The 21426-nt window shown below is 71.2% G+C and carries 12 protein-coding genes; 5 read left to right on the forward strand and 7 right to left on the reverse strand.

What is annotated here, in order from left to right; translation table 11 throughout:
• Window positions 1–283: 283 nt before the first annotated feature.
• A complete protein-coding gene (locus tag NMN56_RS34820) occupies window positions 284–607 on the reverse strand; it encodes a hypothetical protein (protein WP_274039426.1) in 324 nt (107 codons plus the stop codon).
• A complete protein-coding gene (locus NMN56_RS34825) occupies window positions 604–1815 on the reverse strand; it encodes a Shedu anti-phage system protein SduA domain-containing protein (RefSeq protein WP_274039425.1) in 1212 nt (403 codons plus the stop codon). The genes NMN56_RS34820 and NMN56_RS34825 overlap by 4 nt, the downstream gene beginning before the upstream one ends.
• Before the next feature lie 369 nt (window positions 1816–2184).
• On the opposite strand from NMN56_RS34825, the gene NMN56_RS34830 reads away from it, so the two are divergent.
• Window positions 2185–2421: a hypothetical protein gene (locus tag NMN56_RS34830; protein ID WP_283742538.1), complete on the forward strand. Its 237-nt coding sequence runs from the start codon at window positions 2185–2187 to the stop codon at window positions 2419–2421.
• Between the two features lie 14 nt (window positions 2422–2435).
• Here the strand turns inward: NMN56_RS34830 and NMN56_RS34835 are convergent, their stop codons facing one another.
• The 4 genes from NMN56_RS34835 to NMN56_RS34850 form a co-directional block, all read right to left on the reverse strand.
• Window positions 2436–2771 (reverse strand): hypothetical protein, encoded by a 336-nt coding sequence (locus NMN56_RS34835; RefSeq protein WP_274039423.1) that lies wholly within the window; start codon window positions 2769–2771, stop codon window positions 2436–2438.
• Between the two features lie 516 nt (window positions 2772–3287).
• Complete coding sequence (locus NMN56_RS34840) at window positions 3288–4352, reverse strand: polyprenyl synthetase family protein (protein ID WP_274039422.1); 1065 nt, start codon at window positions 4350–4352, stop codon at window positions 3288–3290.
• On the reverse strand, window positions 4349–5473 hold the full coding sequence (locus tag NMN56_RS34845; protein ID WP_274039421.1) for a tetratricopeptide repeat protein: 1125 nt from the start codon (window positions 5471–5473) through the stop codon (window positions 4349–4351). Before NMN56_RS34845 ends, NMN56_RS34840 begins: the two co-directional genes overlap by 4 nt.
• 385 nt (window positions 5474–5858) lie before the next feature.
• Complete coding sequence (locus NMN56_RS34850; RefSeq protein WP_430542793.1) at window positions 5859–7145, reverse strand: polysaccharide deacetylase family protein; 1287 nt, start codon at window positions 7143–7145, stop codon at window positions 5859–5861.
• 659 nt (window positions 7146–7804) lie between these two features.
• On the opposite strand from NMN56_RS34850, the gene NMN56_RS34855 reads away from it, so the two are divergent.
• A complete protein-coding gene (locus tag NMN56_RS34855; RefSeq protein ID WP_274039419.1) occupies window positions 7805–9259 on the forward strand; it encodes a glyceraldehyde-3-phosphate dehydrogenase in 1455 nt (484 codons plus the stop codon).
• A gap of 99 nt (window positions 9260–9358) precedes the next feature.
• Here NMN56_RS34855 and NMN56_RS34860 read toward each other — a convergent pair whose 3' ends face one another.
• A complete protein-coding gene (locus NMN56_RS34860; RefSeq protein ID WP_274039418.1) occupies window positions 9359–10072 on the reverse strand; it encodes a hypothetical protein in 714 nt (237 codons plus the stop codon).
• Window positions 10073–10226: 154 nt separating this feature from the next.
• Between NMN56_RS34860 and NMN56_RS34865 the strand changes: the two genes are divergently transcribed.
• The 3 genes from NMN56_RS34865 (at window position 10227) to NMN56_RS34875 (ending at window position 21354) form a co-directional block, all read left to right on the forward strand.
• Complete coding sequence (locus tag NMN56_RS34865) at window positions 10227–12614, forward strand: MMPL family transporter (RefSeq protein ID WP_274039417.1); 2388 nt, start codon at window positions 10227–10229, stop codon at window positions 12612–12614.
• A 296-nt stretch (window positions 12615–12910) separates the two neighbouring features.
• The gene (locus NMN56_RS34870) at window positions 12911–20701 is read left to right on the forward strand and encodes a type I polyketide synthase (RefSeq protein WP_274039416.1); all 7791 of its coding nucleotides are present in this window, start codon (window positions 12911–12913) and stop codon (window positions 20699–20701) included.
• Entirely contained in the window at window positions 20698–21354 is a 657-nt protein-coding gene (locus tag NMN56_RS34875; RefSeq protein ID WP_274039415.1) for a class I SAM-dependent methyltransferase, read from the forward strand. The genes NMN56_RS34870 and NMN56_RS34875 overlap by 4 nt, the downstream gene beginning before the upstream one ends.
• Window positions 21355–21426: the final 72 nt, after the last annotated feature.

Genomic DNA, 21426 nt, shown 5'->3' on the forward strand with positions numbered 1-21426 from the left:
CCCGAGGAGAAGTGCTTGCTGCTCTGGCAGTGGCGAGCGGCAACAGTCGGCTGATGTGCCGTACTGGACCTGGGGCAGCAACGGACATTCACTCCACAAGGTTTGGGGCTGTGGGGCGCATGGGCCTCTTCCTTGAGCGGCTGGCTGGTGGCCACCACGGTGGTCCCTGGAGGGATACCCGAGCGCTGGACCCACCTCTGACGCCCTATCATCGAGCTATCCGCAACGGCAGCGGTCAACCGAGCGGCGGGTGTCAGTCACAGTCAAGGCGTGGAGCGCCGTGTCAGGTGCGCCCCTCACGTAGGTGACGCGAGGCGGTCAGGCAGGAGGCGAGCCAGGTTGCTTCTTCGCGGTTGATGATTAGCCCTGCGGCGGTGATCATGCCCTTTAGTTCGCCGTCGGCCCGTATCGAACGGTCGCCGACCCGGTACAGTTCCCAATCCACGTCGCTGTGCCAGAGTCGGGCAGTCTTTTGGCCTCGGCGCTGAGCGAAGACCATTTCTTCGCCGTGTTCGTTCATGAAGTAGCCGACATAGTCCTTGTCGGTGATCTCGCCGCCGCACAGGCTGGCGAGGAACGGCTCGATCGCGTGCGGTGTGTCGTTCACGCGGTGGTCTCCTCGTCACTGTTGGGTTCCTGCCGTGCCGACGAGAGGGCCAGCATGCGGCCTGCGGAATCCAGCAGGGTCTCGTACGTGATGACTTCTATTCGGGCCGTGTGTGTGTTGTACGTCCGCAGGGTCTCCGCGACCTCTTTGGGCGTGATGCCGCCGGCCACGTACCGCGGATGACCGATCACGACCGTTGCAGAGGCCCGGCGGGTTTCGACGCCGTGGGCGTTCAGGATGCTCCGGCGGTTCTCGTCCATGGTCCTGAGATAGTTCTGTGCCTGGGAAACCGCGTGGTGTGCTGCGGCACCCAGCATGAGATGGCCGTCGAGCCGGATGACCAGGTTCTTGATGTTGGCGCGTTTGAGTTCCACCACGTGCAGCGAACCGTCGCCGCGCAACAGGGGAATGTCGAGGATGGTATCCGGGGTGTACTGACGGCGGGCCAACTCGGACACGTACACTCCGCCGAAGATCCATTCCTGATTCTTGAGGCAGGCGTGGAGCGCGCTCTCGGAGCTGTCCGGGTCGTCCACCGCGGCATCTAGGGCCGCGAGTCCGGCTTGTCTGGCCCGTAGTTCGAGCAACTGGGCCAGCAGCCCGGCGTCCACGTCGGCCAGGACGTCGTTCATCATCCGCGCTACTTCGGCGGAAGCGGGTCGGGGTAGATTGCGGAGAACTATTTCCATGTGCCCGTACCGCTGGAGTCGTCTCGCCTCCCGCGCGGAAAGTTGGATTCCTCCTTCGCCCTTACCGAGGCTCAGGTAGTCGGTGGAACGGGCGATGCCGCGGAACAGGTCACGAGCGTCGGCGGTGGTCGCACCCGGGTTCTCCTGGCACAGGACATCCAGAGCCGCGACCGCACGATCGGCCCCCATAGCAATCGTTCGCCGCATGCTTTCTTCGCTGCGCTGCCGTGCCTTTTCGTCGTAGTAGTGCTCCAGGATCTCCAGATACAGGTCGCCTCCGGCGTAGGAGGCGAAGTGCTGGAAGCGCCGGGTGATGTCGAAGTCACCGTGAAGAATGGACTCTTGTGCCACGTCCTCCAGCGAGTTGACCAACGGCCTGCCTTTGCCGTAATCCCCGCCCAGACCGCCCATGAGATGCAGCACCGCGTCGATGCGCTCCCGTACCCCTGCGTGCTCGGTGAGCTCGCGGGCTTCACTGACCATGCGCCACAGCGTGGAGCTGGAACGAAAGTTCGTCATACGAGGAACCTTAGAACTGGGCACTGACAAACCGAACTTGGCGGCATCCGAGTGCATCCGATCTGCTTGCCCCCTTGTGGGCCTGGCGTCGGTGTGTCACACGCGTTAAGCGAGCAGGGCATCTCGGTGAGGGGGTACTCGGGAAATAATGAGCTTCTCCCTTCGTCCTCGACTTGGGCCGTTGAGCGTTTCGGACGTCAGGCAAGCGCACTCCCCCTTGCGATACCGCTGCAGCTGGCGCGGGCCCACGCGCGAGCCCACGCCGTGCACCTCACTGCGGAGCTGAAGAGGGGAGGCCCCTACGGCGTCACCCTGGCGGAGCGCGTGCGTGTGAACTTCGCAGAGTAGGCGCGAGAGTTGGGTGAGCCGGTGCGCGAGTACGTCGATACGGATAACGCGGTGATCAACGAACACCTTCTCTTCCCGTACAAGTACGCGGCCCCGACCGCTCGTCCAGGCTCGTCTTCCTGCCAACGCCTCACCGACGAAGAGGCGGCTGTCCTGTTCCACGCGCGTGGGCCGGGACACCAGGAAGGGCTGTTCGAGCTCGACGACGACCTGGCGACAGAGGAGTACCACCATCTCCGGGAAGGTTCGAGGAACTAGGAGCGTCCACGAAGCTAGGGTGCGTGTTCTTCACCGTGGATTTGGCCCGGCTCCTTGACGGGCTGGAGGGCGCTGGTCTCGTTGTTGGCGGCCATCACCGAGACCGGGACCGTCTCTTCGACCAGCGCGGCGCCGAGCGCGTTGGGGACGAGTAGCCCGTTGATGGCGACGGGCAGCCGGCGAAGACGATCTCGCCGGAGCGGGCGCCGCCGACAAGGCGGCGACTCGGGCCCGTGTCTCGACGAGCGCGCGACGGGCACCTGGCTGTAGGAGTGACTGCTGGCGGGGTTGCCGAAGTGGTCGGTCAGGTAGGGCAGTATCCATATCGGTGGACAGTCCGGCCCGGTCATCCATCCCGCCCGAGCCGGGCTCGCCACCCCTGCACCGGAAACGGCGGTACGGAGCATGACGTGCTGAGGTCGGCCGAAACGGTGAAGCGGGCCCGACGGTTCGTGTCCCGTATGCCCCGCCGGCGCTCGTTGTCGGGAGCGCGGTGGACGCACGAGGGATCGGCGTCCCACGCGTACCCACCGGCTGACGGCCTGTGGGAGCCGGTGACCCGGCCTCGGCGGTACTCCGTCGTCTGGACGGCCTGATGACAACTGCGATCAACATCGACGAGCCGAAGTCTGTCGCGTCCTTGCCGTTTCGCTGCGAGAGGCCCGGAGGGCCACCGCTCCCCGGGTCGCCCGCAGGCCGTCGGCCGTGTTCTTCCGCTCTCGGAAGGCGCGGCCGGCGGCCTTTTGCGTGCTGGCGTGCGGGCGTTGCGGCCTGCAGGGGGCTCCGGACGTCCACGTCCACGGCCACAGCCAGGCGCCGGTGCGTAGGTGTCGGGCCGCGCCGCCGGGGCCCGACCGCGGGGCCCGTCAGGTGGTGCGGTGGTGGAGGTGGGTGGTGAGGGTGGTGAGGTCGCGGGTTGCTTGGGGGGTTAGGGGGGTGGTGTGGAGGTGGGTGTGGGCGGCGGTCAGGTGGTGGGTGGCTTCGGTGCGGGTGGCGGTGGTTCCGCCGGTCTCTTCTATGAGAGTGGCCGCTTGGGTGAGGGCGGCGTGGTCCAGGGGGGTGGGGGAGTTGAGGAGTTGGGCCAGTTCTTGGGAGGTGTGGTCGCCCTTGGCGAGGGCCGACAGGACGGGGTAGGTCTTTTTGCCGTTCTGCAGGTCGCTGTGGACGGGCTTGCCGGTGCGTGTGGGGTCGCCTTGGAGGCTCAGGAGGTCGTCGATGGCCTGGAAGGCCACGCCTAGGTGGCGTCCGGCTTGGTCGAGAGCGGTGACGGTTGCCGGGGGTGCGCCGCCGAGCAGGGCGCCCAGGGCGCCGGCGCAGCCCAGGAGGGCGCCGGTTTTGCGTTCTGCCATGGCGCGGTACTCGTCCGGGCGTACGGCGTTGGGGCCCGTCCAGGGGCGGGACTCGAAGAGGAGGTCTTCGGTCTGGCCGCGTACGAGTTCGGTAAGGGTGGCGCAGAGGCGGGGGAGCGCGGCGGGGCGGGTGGGGCACGCCTCGGCGAGGGTCTGCATCGCCAGGGCGAAGAGCGCGTCTCCGGCGAGGACGGCAGGACCGGTGCCGTACGCCTTCCATACCGTCTCGCGTCGGCGTCGCGTGCCGTCGCCGTCCATCACGTCGTCGTGCAGCAGCGAGAACGTGTGGATCAGTTCGACGGCGACGGCGCCGGCGGTCGCGGCCTCGCCGTCAGCTCCCGCGGCCTCGGCGCCGAGCACGGCGAGTGCCTGGCGTACGCCCTTGCCCTCGGACGCGTCGGAGGCGGGCACGCCCGTAGTGTCGCGCCAGCCGAGCGCGAAGGCGGCCATCTCGCCGGTCCACGGGTGGAGTTCGCCGATGGCCTCGACCAGCGCAGGGCGTACCAGCTCGCGGCAACGGTCGAGTATGGCGGGGGCCGAAGGGGCCGCGGGCTCCAGGAGCGGGGAGGTGGGGGTGCTCACCGCGGGGTGCCCTGCCCGGCCGCTGTCGCGGGTGCGGGCACCGGTCCCGGCAGGGGGCCGACGCCCAGCTCGGTGGCGGCCTTGGCGGCCATGTCCCGCGCGTGCAGCAGGCCGATGCGCTCCAGCGCGACGCGCAGTTCGGCCAGTTCGGTGGCGGTCTCGGCGCGGTCCCGGCCCAGGCGTGCGAGCGACTTCACCAGCCCGAGGCGGGAGAGCGCCGTGCCGCGCGGTTCGTCCATCGCGGCGAACTCCTCCAGTGCACGCGCGTAGGTGTCACGCGCCTCGGTGTAACGGGCGGCGCGGTAGAGAACATTGCCGCGCATCTTGTGGTTGTACGCCAAAGCGCTGGACAGGTCCATCTTGCGGCAGTCGCACTCGGCGTCGGAGAGGAGCGCGAGGGCACGTTCCGTATCGCCGTCGCGTACGGACACCACATCGGCGATGCCCCGCAGCGCCCAGGACCGCCCGCGCCGGTCGTCGGCTGCCTCGGCGGTCCTGGCCGCCTCCTCGAAGAGGTCCAGAGCGGTGTCGTAGGAGCCGGTGTTGCGGTGCATCTGCGCGATGCCCTCCAGCGCCCACACTGTGTGCCGCGCCTCCCCGCGCCTGCGGGCCTCGGCGAGCAGTTGTGCGTGCAGTTCACGGACGGCCTGGTAGTCACCCTGGATACGGCCGGTCTCCGCCAGCCCTGCGAGCGAGTAGCCGCGGGCCACGACGTCGTCCCCGCGTTCGCCCAACTCGGCCGCCAGGCCCAGCAGCCGGTACGCCAGCGGCAGCGCACCCCGCTGGCGTGCGAGCGTGCCGCCGCTCCACATGGCCCAGGCCATCGCCCCGGCGTCCTGCTCCGAACGGGCGGCACGGTAGCTCGCCTTCCACGCCTGGTCGGCCTCCGTGATCCTCCCGAGCCGCCGGTACGCCTCGGCGACGGCGAGCCCGCAGCGTGCTGTCTCCCGCTGCTCACCGGCGGCCTCCGCAGCCCGCAGCTCCTCAACTCCCTTGGCCAGTACGTCGGCCAGCGACGAGTTGACCGACAGCGAACCGAGCGCGCCCTGATACTCGGGGGCGACCGCCTTGCCCCAGACGCCTTCGCCCCGTACCGGGCTCTCCTGGGTCACCTGTGTCATCTGATCCACCGCCACGCTTGCCTTGTTGATCGCTCTTGCTCGCTTGCCTGTTGCCTGTTGCCTATCGACTGTTGGCTGTTGGCTGTTGCTTGCCGTCTGCCGTCTGTCGTCGCCGTCTTTCGTCGCCGTCTGTTGTGCGGCTCTCGCTGATCGCGACGTTTCTTGCTGATCAAGACGTTAGGAGCGCGGCGAGGGGCGCCGAATCCCTCTTCGCGCTGGTCAACGGGTCCTACCTGAGCGCTACATGAGCGCTCCTCCCTCATGACCGAGGATTACGGGGCGGCTCGGGCCCTCTGTCTTCGGGGAGAGCCGCAGGCCGCCCGCAGCGGGTCGCCGTGCGCTTCCGGGCCCGTGCCGGCCTTCGGGCCCGTGTGTGCGTCCGGGGTCAGGCCGTCACGATGCTCTGCCAGCCGCCTGCCGGTTTCTCGCCCACGTTGAGGGAGCTGAGCTTGTGGAGTACCGAGGGGCGTTGCAGATCGAGCCAGTCGCACAGTTCCCGGAAGGAGACGAAACGGACCTCCGAGCTGTCCGCGACATCGTGGAGGAAATCCTCGACGGCATCCATGTAGATGCCACCGTTCCACTTCTCGAAGTGGTTTCCAATGAAGAGGGGTGCACGGTTTCCGTTGTAAGCGCGCTGGAATCCCTCGCGATAGGCGCCCCGCGCCTCCCTGCGCCATCCCGGGCGCGAAGCGACGGGTCCCTGGGTCGAGTTCTTCGACTGGTTCGCGAGCATGTTGTAGTCCATGGTGAGGACTTCGAAGCTGTGCCCCGGGAAAGGAACAGCCTGGAGCGGGAAATTCCAGAGGCCGCCCAGCTTTCCTGGCCACACCTGGGTGCCGCCCGGCGAACTGGCGTCATAGCGCCAGCCCAACCGCTTGGCCGTTGGCAGAAGGTTCTTCTGGCCGAGGAGGCAGGGTGTACGTCCGCCGATGAGTTCCTTGTGGTAGTCGAAGGGCAGCGGTTCCAGATCGGTGAATCCGGTGTATGTCTTCCAGCGGGTGACGAAGGAGATCGCCTGCTCTATCTCGCTGCGCCACATCTCCGGAGTCCAGTCGGCCACGGAACCCTTCCCGGCGCAGAAGTGGCCGTTGAAGTGGGTGCCGATCTCGTGCCCCTCCAGCCAGGCGGCGCGTACCTGGCGAAGGGTCGACCGTATGTGGCCGTCGTCCAGGTAGCCGATGTCGGAGGCGCCCACGGGGTTGTTCGGCGGCCGGTACCTGTGCTTTTCCCGTTCGGGCAGCAGGTACAGGCCGGAGAGGAAGAACGTCATGTGCGCGTCGATGTCCTGGGCCACCTTGCGGAAGCGCTCGAAGAGCCCGTCGTCCAGGGAGCCGGCGCCGTCCCAGGAGACCACGACGAACTGGGGCGGCCTCTCGCCCTTCTCCAGCCGCCGCAGATCCGGGCGCTTCGGCTGCTTTCCGGTGTCGGCGGTCGAACCGTCGCCGATCGTGCGGGGATCGGAAACGCTCGGTCCGCCACCCTTCCCTCCTGAACCTGAGCCGGAACCTGAGCCGGAGTCCGCGCTGGACCCGGAGCTTTGGGATGCGAACGCGTAGGTCCCCGCTGCCGCGATTCCCGCGGTGCCGATACCGAGTGCGGTTCTGCGGCTGAGCTTCCTGCTCCTGTTCTTCCGTCCGACGGGAAGCCCGTCTCCGCCGTCGTGGTTCATTTCGTGCCGCATCGATGCCTCTCACTCGGTTCAGATCAGCGACGGATGGAGCGTTTTCCCGTCGCCTCTCTCTTGGGCGCACAGAACTCCCGTCAAGTTGTCACAAACGAATATCGACACGTGCGGTCGCATGAGTGCTGCGGAGAGTAAGAGGGGGAATTCGGCGCTCGCCGGCGGGGTGGCCGTGCAATCAACATCCTCCGAATGCGGGGAAGTTGACGGGCGCGCGACATCGGGGTGCCGGAGGGCGGAGGGCGGGGTGGTGCCGGAGGTGGTGCGGGGCGGTGGGGCATCTCACACCGGGACGGCCGGTGCTCAGGCGGCGGAGGCTGCGTGCTCACACCGGCACGGTCGGCGCTCAGGCGGAGGGCTGCGCGCTCACGCCGAGGGGTGTGTGCTCACACCGGGACGGCGGTCACTTGCTGAGGCGGCGGTCACTTGCGCTGAGGCGGCGGTCATCTGCGCCGAGGTGGCGGTCACCTGCGCCGAGGCGCCGGTCACTTGCTGAGGCGGCGGTCACTTGCGCTGGGGTGGCCGTCACTTGCGCTGAGGCGGCGGTCACCTGCGCCGAGGCTGCGGTCACCTGCACAGACGGGCGTGCAGCCGCACAGAAGGGCGTGGTTATCATGTGAGCGCCGCCTAGCTCGAAAGATAGATCTGTGACTGTCAATGAGGACGCGTTCACCAATTGGAAACACCGCGAGGAGATCGCGGAGTCGATGATCCCGGTCATCGGGAAGCTGCACAGGGAGCGGGACGTGACGGTCCTGCTGCACAGCCGCTCCCTGGTGAACAAGTCGGTGGTCAGCATCCTCAAGGCCCACAGGTTCGCCCGGCAGATCGCGGGCGAGGAACTGTCGGTCACCGGGACGATGCCGTTCCTGCGGGCGCTCACCGCGCTCGATCTCGGGCCCTCCCAGATCGACATCGGCATGCTCGCCGCGACGTACGAGGCCGACCAACGGGGCCTCTCCGTCGAGGAGTTCACCGCAGAGGCCGTCGCGGGGGCCACCGGGGCAAACAAGATCGAGTGCCGTGCTCCGCGCGATGTCGTCCTCTACGGGTTCGGCCGTATCGGCCGCCTTCTCGCCCGCCTGCTCATCGAGAAGGCCGGCTCGGGCAACGGGCTGCGGCTGCGCGCCATCGTGGTGCGCAAGGGTGCGGGCGAGCGTGCCCAGGATCTGGTCAAGCGGGCCTCGCTGCTGCGCCGCGACTCCATTCACGGCCAGTTCCAGGGCACCATCACCGTCGACGAGGCGAACGGCAGCATCATCGCCAACGGCAGTGAGATCAAGGTGATCTACTCCGACGATCCGGCGTCCGTCGACTACACCGCTCACGGCATCAAGGACGCCGTGCTCATCGACAACACGGGTAGGTGGCGCGACCGCGAGGGCCTCTCGCAGCACCTTCGCCCCGGCATCGACAAGGTGGTGCTGACCGCGCCGGGCAAGGGCGACGTGCCCAATGTCGTGCACGGCGTCAACCACGACATGATCAAGCCGGACGAGCGGATCATCTCCTGCGCCTCGTGCACCACCAACGCGATCGTTCCGCCGCTGAAGGCGATGGCCGACGAGTACGGCGTCGTGCGCGGCCATGTGGAGACCGTCCACTCGTTCACCAACGATCAGAACCTGCTGGACAATTACCACAGCTCCGACCGTCGCGGACGCTCGGCTCCGCTGAACATGGTCATCACCGAGACCGGTGCCGCCTCGGCCGTCGCCAAGGCGCTGCCCGATCTCCAGGCGAAGATCACCGGCAGCTCGATCCGCGTTCCGGTGCCTGACGTGTCGATCGCCATCCTCAATCTGCAACTCGCCCGCGAGGCAAGCCGCGAGGAGGTCCTCGACCACCTCCGTGAGGTCTCGCTGACGTCACCGCTCAAGCGCCAGATCGACTTCATCAGCGCGCCCGACGCGGTCTCCAGCGACTTCATCGGCTCGCGGCACGCCGCGATCGTCGACGCCGGAGCGACGAAGGTGGAGGGCGACAACGCGATCCTCTACCTGTGGTACGACAACGAGTTCGGCTACTCCTGCCAGGTCACCCGCGTCGTCCAGTACGTCTCGGGCACCGAGTACCCGACGTATCCGGCCCCGTTGGCCTGACGTCCCGTTGGCCCCCCGAGCCGGACTCCGCCTGACGCGAACGGCTACCGGCCCATGTGCGCGGGCCGGTAGCCGTGGGGTCAGGTCCGGGGGGCTGGGTCAGCTGAAGGTGACGTAGCCGCGGCCTTCCAGCGTACGGAGGCCGCGGGTGCCGCACTGGCGTACGTTGCTCGTGGGGTGGACGGCGCCGGTGGCGCGCTGGTGGGCGAGCCGGCCGGAGGAGACGGTGCCGTTGAGCAGGGTGCTGCCCGGCGTGTAGGTGGTCGCGCGTGAGCGGGGCGTGAGGGTGGAGGTGCCCAGGCGCTTGCCGCGTGCGCCGGGGGAGGCGTACCAGGTGATGGTCCCCTTGCCGCGCACGTGAGAGGCACGCGTGCAACTGGCCTTCGCGCTGCCGCGGAAGGTGAGCCGGCCGGACTTGATGTGGCGCTGACTGCCGTCGGGTGACGTGCACTTGGTCAGCAGGACCGTCCCGGCCGCGTGCACCGTACGGGGGGTGCTGGTCAGCCGTGGCCGGAACGTCAGCGGCCGGCCGGGGACGGTGCGTGCGGAGCACTTGAGGTGGACGCCGCCCGCGCGGACGGCACCCGTACGGGCCGCGTCCGTGCCGGCTGCGTCCGCCAGGGCCGCGTCCGTGTGCGCTGCCTTGTGCGGTGAGACCGCCGCCGGACGGGCCGTACCGCTGGACGGCTGTGCGTGGCCCGTGCTGGTGACGCCCGTCAGTACCACGGCTGCCGTCCCCAGGGCGGTGACGGCGCCGACGGCGGTACGGAGCCATGCCGGGCGGTGTCTGTGTGCTGCTGCGCGTGAGGTCATTGCTGACTACCCTTCGCTGTCGAGTGACTGCATAACGTGGTCAGTTTAGAGCGGGGGTTTCCTCCATGCGCGGTGTGACCTGCACCTTCTCCCGAACGAGTTCCGGTGGCGCCGGATACGCGGTGTGCGTGCGAGCGGGGAACGGGTGGGCCCGGTGACGCGGTGGCTGGTGCTGCATCCGTGGCGTGTGCTCGTCTGCGCCCTCCTGGCAGGCGTGGCACTGGCGTCGACGGCGGCGCTCGTGGGCGACCGGACGTCGTCGGGCGGCTACATCGCCCAGGACACCGAGGCCGTCCGTGCGGACTCCGTGCTGCGCGAGCGTTTCGGCGCGGGCGTGCCGGACCTGGTGCTGCGGGTACGGGCGGCCGAGGGGACCGTGACCCGCTCAGGGGCGGCCGGGGCCGGGCGTGCCATGGCGGTGCGGCTCGCACGGCAGCCCGGTGTGGGGCAGGTCTTCTCCTACTGGACGGAGAACGAGCCGCGGCTGCTGTCGCGTGACCGGCGCTCGGCCCTGATCGTCGCGGACCTGACCGGCGACGAGACGGCCGCGGCCCGTACCGCGCGGGAGCTGGTGCCGAGGTTCCACGGGGACCGTGGCCCGTTCGAGGTGTCGGCGACGGGGGCCTCGTGGGCGAGCGTGCAGGCGGCCGACGAGAGCGGTCGCGATCTGCGCAGGGCCGAACTGCTGGGCTTGCCGCTCGCCTTCCTCATCCTGCTGGTCGCCTTCGGCTCGCTGACGGCTGCGCTGCTGCCTGCCCTGGTGGGACTGCTGGCGGTGACAGGGAGCTTCGCCGTGCTGCGGACGGCCGCGCTGTACGTGCCCGTTTCCACCTTCGCGGGGAGCGTCACGATGGCCCTCGGGTTCGGCCTGGCGATCGACTACGCGCTGTTCGTGGTCACGCGCTACCGGGAGGAACTCGCCGAGGGCGCCGCGACGGGAGCCGCGATCCGTACGACCATGCGGACGACGGGCTGGGCGGTGCTCTGCTCCGCGGCGACCGTCGCTGTCTGTCTGAGCGTGCTGCTGCTCTTCCCCGTGCAGTTCCTGCGTTCCCTGGCGGTCGCCGGAATCACCGTCGTGCTCTTCGCCTCGGCTGCCACGCTGCTGGTGCTGCCCTCGCTGCTGGCCGTGATCGGGCCCCGTATCGACCGCTGGGACCCGCTGGCCCGCAGGCGGCGTGGCGGGGTGGGCGGGGTGGCGGGGTCGTCGGCGGGGGCCCGGTCGAGGGGGGCGCGATCGGTGGGGGCGCGGGTCGCGGCCCTGGCGGTCAGCCGTCCGGTGCTGGCCGGCGGCGGCGCCTCGCTTCTGCTGGCGACGCTGCTGCTGCCCTTCGGGCACGCGCGGTTCGGGCCGACCGACGAGCGTGTGCTGCCCGCAGGCGTCGAATCCCACGCCGCCGCACGGCACATCGAGGACGAGTTCGCGCTGCCGTGGACCCGCGTGGTGAGCATCGTGCTGCCACGCCTTGACCCCCTCGAAGGCCAGGCGGCGCTGGACGCGTACGCACGGCGGTTGTCCCGAGTAGAGGGGGTGGCCAAGGTGGAGGGCGCAGGCGGTACGTACCGGCAGGGGCGGCGCACGGCGGGACAGCCGACCGCCTCCCTGCTGTACGGGTCCGAGGGCGCGACCTGGCTGCAGGTACGGGGCAGCGGCCCGGCGACGCGGGACGAGGGGCTCGTCGAACGGCTGCGCGCGCAGGAAGCCCCGGGGCCCCGGCTGGTCGGGGGCCGTCCCGCCAGGGTGCTGGACACCAAGGAGGCGCTGGCGCACCGGCTGCCGCTCGCCGCCGGCCTGATCGGCGGCTGTGTGGCGCTGCTGCTCTTCCTGCTGACCGGTTCGGTCGTCGTCCCGCTCAAGGCCCTGGTGATGGGCGCGGTGAGCCTGGGCGCGAGCTTCGGCGCGATGGTGCATGTCTTCCAGGACGGCCATCTGGCGTGGCTGCTGGGCGGGTTCACCGTGACCGGGGAACTGGAGACCTCGGTTCCGGTGCTGATGTTCTGCGTCGCCTTCGCGCTCTGCGTGGACTACGAGGTCTTCCTCATCTCGCGGATCCAGGAGCTGCACCGCGGCGGCCTCGACCCGGTACGTGCGCTGGAGACCGGACTGGCCCGCACCTCACGGGTCATCAACACGGCAGCGCTGCTGGTCGCTTCGGCGCTGGTTCCCCTGGTCACCTCGGACATCACGCTGATCAAGCTCATCGGGTTCGGGCTCGCGCTGGCCGTACTGGTGGACGCCACCGTGGTGCGCGGCGTCCTGGTCCCGGCGTTCATGAGCGTCGCCGGACGCCTCAACTGGTGGGCGCCCGCACCTCTGGCCCGCTGGCACCACCGTTTCGCCCGCCGCTCGGGCCTGATTCCCGCGTTCACGCCCGCCCCCGGGCCCGAGTCGGCCCGCGGGTCCAAGTCGGCCCCCGAGCCCGAGTCCGAGCCCGGGCGTGCGCCCGCGCCACGGGACCTGGACCCGGCCCCGCACCCGGCCCCGGACCTGATGCCCGGTCCTCGCGGTGCGGCGGGGGAGCGGGACGCTGACCCGCGTTGACGGGCTGACCGGCGCTGAGGCGCTGACCGGCGCCGACGGGGGCCGGGCGGCTCGTGGCAGTGCCCGTGGGGGTGCCTCGTGCGGGTGGTCAACCGGGCGCTTCGCGTCACCCTTTGGGGGTGCCGTCGCGCGGCGTACGCCCCGCTGTTGCGGGACGTAGCGGCGAACGCACCCTCCGACGGTCGCTACACATCGTGATCAGATGGGGCGTGAGAGCACTCTCCGTGAGGGGCGGCTGTGTCTGTCAACAGTCCAGCCGTGCGACGAAACCGCACTATCAGGGCCGGATGTGGGACATGAGCGTGCAGCGGGACATGAGCGGGCGAGCGGGTCAGGCGATCGCCGTCGTAGGGGCGGCCTGCCGGCTGCCCGGCGGGATCGCAGGGCTGGACGACCTGTGGTCGGCGCTGGAGGACGGCCGGGACCTGGTCGAGGAGGCCCCCGGCGACCGGTTCGACCCCACGCGGTTCATCGACACCGGCATGCGGCGCCGGGGCAAGAGCTATACGGCTGCCGGGGGTTGGCTGACCGACATCGCCTCCTTCGACGCCGACTACTTCGGCATCACGCCGAAGGAGGCAGGGCAGATGGACCCCCAGCACCGGCTGCTGCTGGAGCTGGCGGTCGAGGCGCTGGACGACGCGGCGATCCCGCCCCACGCGTTGGCCGGTTCGGACACGGCGGTGTACGTCGGGCTCTCCGACGCGTCCTACGGCATGTCCCAACTGGCGAATCCGCGCTCCGTGAACCCGTACACCATGCTGGGCGCCGCGGCGTCCCTCGCGGCCAACCGGCTCTCGCACTTCTTCGACCTGCACGGACCCAGCATGGTCGTCGACACCGCGTGCTCCTCCTCGCTGGTGGCCTTGGACCGCGCCTGCGCGACCCTGCGCGACGGCACCTCGCGCGCGGTACTGGCGGGAGGCGCGAACGTGCTGCTCAGCCCGTACCCCTACGTGGGCTTCTCGCAGGCGTCCATGCTCTCTCCCCGGGGCAGGTGCGCCGCGTTCTCCGCCGAAGCCGACGGGTTCGTACGGGCTGAAGGCGGCGGGATCGTGGTTCTCAAGGGGCTGGACGACGCGCTGGAGGACGGCGACCGCATTCACGGGGTCGTCCTGGGCACCGGCACCAACAGCGACGGCCGTACGGTCGGCGTGGCCCTCCCCAACCCCGAGGCGCAGGAGGAACTGCTGCGCCGGGTCTACGCGCACGCCGGTGTGGACCCCGACGAGGTGGTGTACGTGGAGGCACACGGCACCGGCACGCCGACCGGCGATCCGGCCGAGTGCCGGTCGCTGGGGCGGGCCCTGGGGGTACGCCGCAGCGGTGGCGCGCTGCCCATCGGTTCCGTGAAGTCCAACCTGGGCCACCTGGAGCCGGCTTCCGGCATGGCGGGGCTGTTCAAGGCGCTGCTGGTGCTGCGGCACCGTACCGTTCCCGCCACCCTGCACACCCAACCGGCCCATCCCGGCATCGACTTCACGGCCCTGAACCTGGCCCCGGCCGACAGGCCCGTGCCCGTACGGCCCGAGGGCCGACCGGTCGTGGGCGTCAACTCCTTCGGCTTCGGCGGGACCAACGCCCATGTGGTCCTCGCAGCTCCCGACCCGGCCCCTGCCCCTGCCCCGGTCCTTGACCCGGCCTCCGCCGATGCCTTGGACGCGGGATCGCCCCCGGAGCCGCGGGAGCCGGACGCTGTCCGTACGCCGTTGCCCGTGCTGGTCTCGGCCCGTACCCCGCAGGCTCTGCGCGAGGCGGCGGTGCGCACGGCGGAGCGGCTGGCCCGGGCCGAGCCGGGGAGCTTCTACGACCTCGCGTACACCGCGAGCGTGCGGCGCGGCAGGCACAGGCACCGGGCCGTGGTGCTGGCCGACGGGCCACAGGCGGCGGCCGACCGGTTGAGGCACCTCTTCACCGAGAGCGAGCCCGAGCGCCGGAACGAGAGCGAGCCCGAGCCCGGTCCCGGGAACGGGAGCGAGCGAGGAAATGAGCCCGGCCCCGGCAACGAGCCCGGCCCCGGGAACGGCCCCGCGTCCTCACCCGCGCAGGGCGGGGCCGTGGGCGAGGCGACGGAGCGGGGCCGGGTGGCCTTCGTCTTCGCCGGGAACGGTTCACAGTGGGCGGGCATGGGCGCCGACCTCGCCGCCTGCGAAGGCCCGTTCCGCGAGGCACTGGCTGCGGCCGACGCGGCGTTGCTGCCCCATCTGGGCTGGTCGGTGGCGCGGCGGCTCGGCACCGTCACCGGGCAGGAGCTGGCCGCTACCGAGGTCGCCCAGCCGCTCCTGTTTGCCGTACAGGTGGCCGTGGCCGCCGTACTGCGCGAGGCCGGCATCGTTCCCTCGGCGGTCCTCGGGCACAGCGTCGGGGAAGTGGCGGCAGCGCACATCGCGGGGGCGCTGACCCTGGAGCAGGCGGCCCTGGTCATCGCGGAACGCGGCCAGGCACAGGCCGTGACCGCGGGCTCAGGCGGCATGGCGGCCCTCGCGCTCCCGGAGGACCAGGCAGCGGACCTTCTGCGCGCCTACCCGGGTGTGGAGGTGGCCGCCGTCAACTCCGACCGGGACGTCACGGTGTCGGGGCCCACGGCGGAACTGCGGCGCCTGGCAGGGGAGATGGCGGGGCAGCAGACACCGTGCACCGTGCTGGACCTGGACTACGCCTTCCACAGCGCCGCCATGGAGCCCGTACGGGACCCGCTGCTCAAGGGGCTCGACGGGCTGACGCCCTCGCCCACGCGGGTACCGCTGTACTCGACGGTCACGGGGCGGCAGACCGAAGGCGGTGAACTGGACGCCTTCCACTGGTGGCAGAACGCGCGCGCACCCGTCCGGTTCGCGCCTGCTGTCGAGGCGGCGCTCGACGCGGGTGCCGACGTGTTCGTCGAGGTGGGGCCGCATCCTGTGCTGCGCACCTATCTGCGCCGCGCCGTGGCGGCGCGGGAGGGCGCTCAGGCGGCCGTCGTGCCGACCCTGCGGCGCGCGCAGCCCTCGGGCCCCGCGCTGGGGGACGCGACGGCGGCCGTTCTCGCGGCAGGCGCCGGGATCGGGACGGACGTGTACTTCCCGCGGCCAGGCCGGGTGAAGGATCTGCCCGCCTACCCCTGGCAGCGTGCGCGCCACTGGTCCGGCGGCCCGCACGACTGGGTGCGCAGCAGCGGCAGCGGCGTGGCGGAACACCCGCTGCTGGGCGAGCGGATGCCCTCCCCGCTCCCGACCTGGCACGGCGCCGTCGAACCCGCGCTGATGCCCTGGCTGGCGGACCACACGCTGGCCGGCTCCGTGGTCGTGCCCGCCACGGCCTACCTGGAAATGCTCCTGGCCGCCGGCCGGCGCGCACTCGGGGCCCCGGCCGAGGCCGACCACGTGGAGATCACCCGCCCGCTGACCCTCCCCTGGGACGACGCCTCCAGCGTCCATGTCCAGCTGGCCCTCAACCCCGAGGACGGCACGGCGACCCTCTCCAGCACGGACGCGCACACCACCGAACCGCGCCCGCACGTACGCGCCCGGGTACGCGAACGCCTGGGCACGGCGCCCGTGCCGCTCGACCTGTCGGAAGCACGCGGCCGGTGCACCCGTACGCGCAGTGGCCAGGACCTGTACGAGGCGCTGCGACGACACGGCCTCGGCTACGGGCCCGCCTTCCAGGTCCTCACCGAGCTGCGTACGGGGCCGGGCGAGGTCGTCGCCTCCTACCGGCACCAGGCGCCGGACGACGCCGAGTTCGAGGCGCACCCCGCGCTGCTCGACGGGGCGCTCCAGGCCGGTGCTCCCTTGCTGGAGGACCTGATGGTCGACGGCGACACCTTCCTCCCCGCCGCGTTCGGCGCAGTACGGGTGTGGCGAACTCCCGCTTCCAGCGGGCTCGTTCACGTACGGGAGCGCGGGCGTACGGCGGGCGAGGTCTGCTGGGACGTCACCGTCACCGACGAGAACGGCACCGTCACCGTCGAGCTGGAGGGCTGCCGCCTGCGCCGCCTCGCGGGCCCTGCGCACACGCCGCTGACCCTGCACCGGACGGTGCTGCGGGCCGCTCCGCACCCGGGCGACCCCGCGCCGGGCAGCCCGCTGCCCGGCTCCCGGGAGCTGGTCGCCTCCTGCGAGGGTCAACTCGCCGCGCTGCGTGCCGAGTACCGTTCGGCGGAGCACGGCGAGGCGCTGAAGGCGGCCCACGAGGTCTTCGCCGGCCTGCTCGCGCACGCCCTCACGGAACTACTGCCCGACGGCGCCGACACCTTCACCCTCGCCGACCTGGCGGATGCCGGGGTGCGGGAAGCCCATCTGTCGCTGTGCCGCCTGATGCTGGCGAGCATGGAACGCCAGGGGCTGGCGGAAGCCGCGGGCGAAGAACGGTGGCGGCCGTCCTCCTCGCCCGGGGCCGTCTCTCCCGGGGCCGTGTTCGAGAGGTACCCGGCGCTGTGCAACGAGTTGGCCCTGGGCATGCGGAACACCGCCCACATGTCCGCGCTGCTGCGCGGAGAACGTGACCCGCTGGAGCTGCTGACGGAGGGCGGGACCGTACACGCGCTGGAACAGTTCTACGACAACGCGCCCGCCAGCCGCTTCCACAACCGCCTCGCCCAGGCGCTGGTGCGCGCGATGGTGCGGCACTGGCCCGCCGACCGGCCGTTGCGGGTGCTCGAAGTCGGTGCGGGTACCGGCGGCATGACCTCGGCCCTGCTCCCGCTGCTGCCCGCCGACCGTACGACGTACCTCTTCACCGACATCTCGGCCTACTTCCTGCCGCGCGCCCGACAGCGCTTCGCCGCCTACGACTTCGTCGACTACCGCACCTTCGACCTCGACGCGGAGCCGCGCGAACAGGGGCTGCCCGAGGGCGGGTTCGACCTCGTGGTGGCCGCCAACGCGCTGCACGCAAGCGAGGACCTGGAAGCCGCCCTCCGCAGGGTCGCCACGCTGCTGGCCCCCGGCGGCAGGCTGCTCGCGTCGGAGTACCACGCGGCCGACCAGCTCGCACCCGTCTTCGGGTTCCTCGACAGCTTCTGGCGCCACCACACCGACCGAGGGCTGCGCCCGGACTCGCCGCTGCTGCCCCGGGACCAGTGGGCGCCGCTGCTGGAGAAGTGCGGCTTCACCGACATCGTGCGGACGGGCGCCGAGGACACGGACGCCGAGGACACGGACGCCGCCCCGGGCGGCGGCCCCTCCGGCCCCTCCGACTCCTCCCCCGACTCCTCCGAGTCCTCCGTCTTTTCGGTGGTCCTCGCCTCCGCACCCTGGCGGGAACCCGCGAGGCCCGTACTGCCCACGCCGCCACCGGAGGCCGCCTGGATCCTCGCGACGGAGACTCCCGCCGAAGACCCGCTGGCCGACGAGGTGCGTACCCTCCTGACCGGTTCGCAAGGCGGCCCCGTACGCCGTGTCGCGGTGAGCGAGCACGCAGGGGACTGGCTGCGCCATGTGCCCGAGGGGCCGGGTGAGACGCACCTCGTGCTGCTGCTGGCCGGTACGGCGGAGAGTGGCGGGCAGGCGCCGGCCGAGCGCACCACGCGGCGGGCTGCCGTGCTGCGGGCGTTCGCCCAGGCGTCTGAGGACCGGGCGAAGCGGTCCGGCCAAGCGCGGGAGCACGAGCGGGAGTTGACGTTGTGGGTGGTCACGCGGCCCAGCGGTGCGTTGCCGCCGCCCGAGCTGCCCCAGTGCCCCGCCGACGCCGCCGTATGGGGTGCGGCCCGCTCGCTCAGCACGGAATGCGCGGGCGCCACGGTGCGGCGGATCAGCCTCCAGCGCTCCGGCGACGCGGCAACCGACGCGTACCGGCTCGCGGGGGAACTGCTCGCGCCGGGGCCCGAGGACGAGGTCGTTCTCGCCGGCGCCGGACGCTTCGTACCCCGTCAGCTCGCCCTCCCCGCTGCCCGTGACGACCGCGCCGCACCCGCTTGCGGCTACACGCTGGATGTACGGAACCGTGGCCTGTCCTACGAACTGGCCTGGGTGCCCAGGGCGGCACCGGCGCCGGGGCCGGGAGAAGTGGCGATCGAGGTGCGCGCCGCCGCGCTGAACTACCGCGACGTGATGGACGTGACGGGACTGCTGCCGTCCGAGGCCCAGGACCAGCACGTGGACACCGGCGTCGGCCTGGAGTGCGCGGGCGTCGTGACCGCCGTCGGCCCCGGCGTCGACACCGTGCAGCCCGGTGACCGCGTCTTCGCTGCGGCGACCCGCTCCCTGTCCTCGCACGCCACAGCACCGGAGTGCGCCGTCGGGCACATCCCGGACGGAATGAGCTTCACCGAGGCCGCCACCCTGCCGGTGGTCTTCACCACGATCCTGTACGGCCTGGACCATCAGGCACGGCTACGGGCCGGGGAAACCGTTCTGGTGCACGGCGGCGCCGGCGGTATCGGCCTGGCCCTGCACCAGTTCGCGCGGGTCCGCGGCGCCCGCGTCATCGCCACGGCGGGCAGCGAGTTCAAGCGCGACGTGCTGCGCGTGCTCGGCGTCGAGCACGTACTCGACTCACGCAGTCTCTCCTTCGCACCGCAGGTCAAGGAGCTGACCGGGGGCCGCGGCGTCGATGTCGTCGTCAACTCCCTCGCGGGCGCCGCCATCCCCCGCAGCATGGAACTGCTGGCGCCCGGCGGACGTTTCATCGAACTCGGCAAGCGCGACATCTACGAGAACAAGCCGCTGCCCATGGCCCCGTTCGGCCGTAACCTCGCCTTCTTCGGCATCGACGCGACGGCGCTGGTCCGCGCCCCGGAAACGGCCACGGCCCTGTTCGCGGAGATCACCCGGCAGGTGCGTACGGGCGCCTTCCGGCCGTTGCCGCACAGCGTCTTCCCTGCGGCACGGGTGGCCGAGGCGTTCCAGCTGATGCGCCACTCCCGGCACCTCGGCAAGGTCGTGGTCTCCTTCGACCCCCTGGACGAGACGGTGCCGGTCGCCGCGGCGCCGTGCGGGCGCACGCTGGACGAGAACGGCACCTACCTCGTCACCGGCGGCCTCAGCGGGTTCGGCGCGGCAACGGCCGAATGGCTGGCCGACCACGGGGCCCGCCACCTCGCACTCGTGAGCCGTCGCGGCGCCCAGGCACCGGACGCCGCCGGGATCGTCGGCGCGCTCGCGCGGCGCGGCGTCCTGGCCACCCCCGTCGCGGCCGACGTCACCGACCTCGAAACGCTGCGGAAGCTGGCCGACCAGCTGGACGAGGGGCCGCACCCGCTCCGTGGAGTGGCGCACTGCGCGATGCACCTGGACGACGCGCCACTGACGGAACTGTGCGACGAACGGATCGCCTCCGTGCTCGCGCCGAAGATGACCGGCGCCGATGTGCTGGAGGAGATCTCCCGGGACCGCGACCTCGATCTGTTCCTGCTGTTCTCCTCCAGCACCGCAGGGCTGGGCAACATGCAGCAGGTCCCCTACGCGGCCGGCAACCTCTATCTCGAAGCCCTCGCCCGAAGGCGCCGCGCCGACGGTCTGCCCGCGCACGCCGTCGCCTGGGGCGTCCTGGGGGACACGGGATACGTACACCGCAACAACCTGGCACCCGTGCTCTCCGCCGCCGGGCTCCGCTCCCTCGGCGTGCGTGAGGCGTTCACCGTGCTGGACGAGGTGACGGGACGGGACGTGCCCGTCGCGGGTGCCGAACGCTGCGACTGGTCGCGTGCCGCCGACTACGCGCCCCTTCTCAGGACCCCGCGCTACGGCCTGCTGGTACCGCCGCAGGCCGAAGGGGCGAGACAGACCCGGGACGAGGCCCTGCGGGAACTGTCCGCACTGCCCCCGGAAGAGGCGCTCGCCGTCGTGCGCGGCACCGTGGCACAGATGCTGGCCAAGGTCATGCACCAGGAAGCCGACGCACTCGACCCGCACCGCAGGCTCGACGAGTACGGCCTCGACTCCCTCATGGCCACCGAACTGCTGGTCGCCGTGCGCCAGCGGTTCGACATCGACCTGCCTCCCATGGAACTCGTACGCGGCGCCGGCACCCTCACCGATGTCGCCATCCTGATTCACCACCGCCTGGCCCTGACCCCCGCCCCCACCCCGCCGCCGACACCCCAACCCCACATCCCGGCCCAGCACCTCACGCTGTCAGTGGGCGCTGAGAGCATGCGCGGATGAGCGACTCACAAGCTGTGATCACCGAGTACTGGGATGTCGCGGCAGCGGCGTTCGACGAGGAACCTGACCACGGCCTGCGGACGGAGCGCACCCGCGCCGCCTGGGACGCGCTCCTGCGTACGTGGGCGCCGGCGGCGCCGAGCGACATCCTCGACGCCGGGTGCGGAACCGGTTCGCTCTCCGCGCTCCTGGCCGCGGCAGGGCACCGCGTGACCGGCGTCGATCTCTCGCCCCGCATGGTCGACCGTGCCCGCGCCAAGCTGGCTGCGGCGGGGCTCGCGGGCCGGTTCCTCGTGGGTGACGCGGGTGCGCCGCCCACGGGAGAGGAGCGGTTCGACATGCTGCTGTGCCGGCATGTGCTGTGGACGCTCCCCGATCCCGAGGCGGCGCTACGCGAGTGGACGGCGCGGCTGCGCCCTGGCGGCACGCTGCTGCTGGTCGAGGGGCGCTGGCGGGAGGCGGGCCAGGCCGGAGCGCCGTACGCGCCCGGGGCGGGGGCGCTGCCCTGGGGCGGGGGTGTCGGCGCCGCTGAACTGGCCGCTTGCCTGGAGCCGTTGGTCGCCTCCTTGCGTATCGAAACGCTCAGCGACAACGCGGACCTGTGGGGCGGCCCCGTGGAGGACGAGCGGTATGTGGTGGCCGCTCGGGTCTGAGCGGCTCGTTCCGGGGCCGTCGCACGGTGACGTACGCCGCCCACCGTCGCACCCGCATGCCGAGCGCGGGCA

Origin of the sequence: Streptomyces iconiensis, from assembly GCF_028657195.3 — a bacterium.
GTDB classification, from domain to species: domain Bacteria; phylum Actinomycetota; class Actinomycetes; order Streptomycetales; family Streptomycetaceae; genus Streptomyces; species Streptomyces iconiensis.

What these genes read in the sequence shown, in the direction of transcription:
- NMN56_RS34845 (WP_274039421.1), bottom strand. Translation starts at nt 5,473, where the DNA reads ATGACACAGGTGACCCAGGAGAGCCCGGTACGGGGCGAAGGCGTCTGG.
- NMN56_RS34825 (WP_274039425.1), bottom strand. Translation starts at nt 1,815, where the DNA reads ATGACGAACTTTCGTTCCAGCTCCACGCTGTGGCGCATGGTCAGTGAA.
- NMN56_RS34875 (WP_274039415.1), top strand. Translation starts at nt 20,698, where the DNA reads ATGAGCGACTCACAAGCTGTGATCACCGAGTACTGGGATGTCGCGGCA.
- NMN56_RS34860 (WP_274039418.1), bottom strand. Translation starts at nt 10,072, where the DNA reads ATGACCTCACGCGCAGCAGCACACAGACACCGCCCGGCATGGCTCCGT.
- NMN56_RS34850 (WP_430542793.1), bottom strand. Translation starts at nt 7,145, where the DNA reads ATGAACCACGACGGCGGAGACGGGCTTCCCGTCGGACGGAAGAACAGG.
- NMN56_RS34870 (WP_274039416.1), top strand. Translation starts at nt 12,911, where the DNA reads ATGAGCGTGCAGCGGGACATGAGCGGGCGAGCGGGTCAGGCGATCGCC.
- NMN56_RS34835 (WP_274039423.1), bottom strand. Translation starts at nt 2,771, where the DNA reads ATGACCGGGCCGGACTGTCCACCGATATGGATACTGCCCTACCTGACC.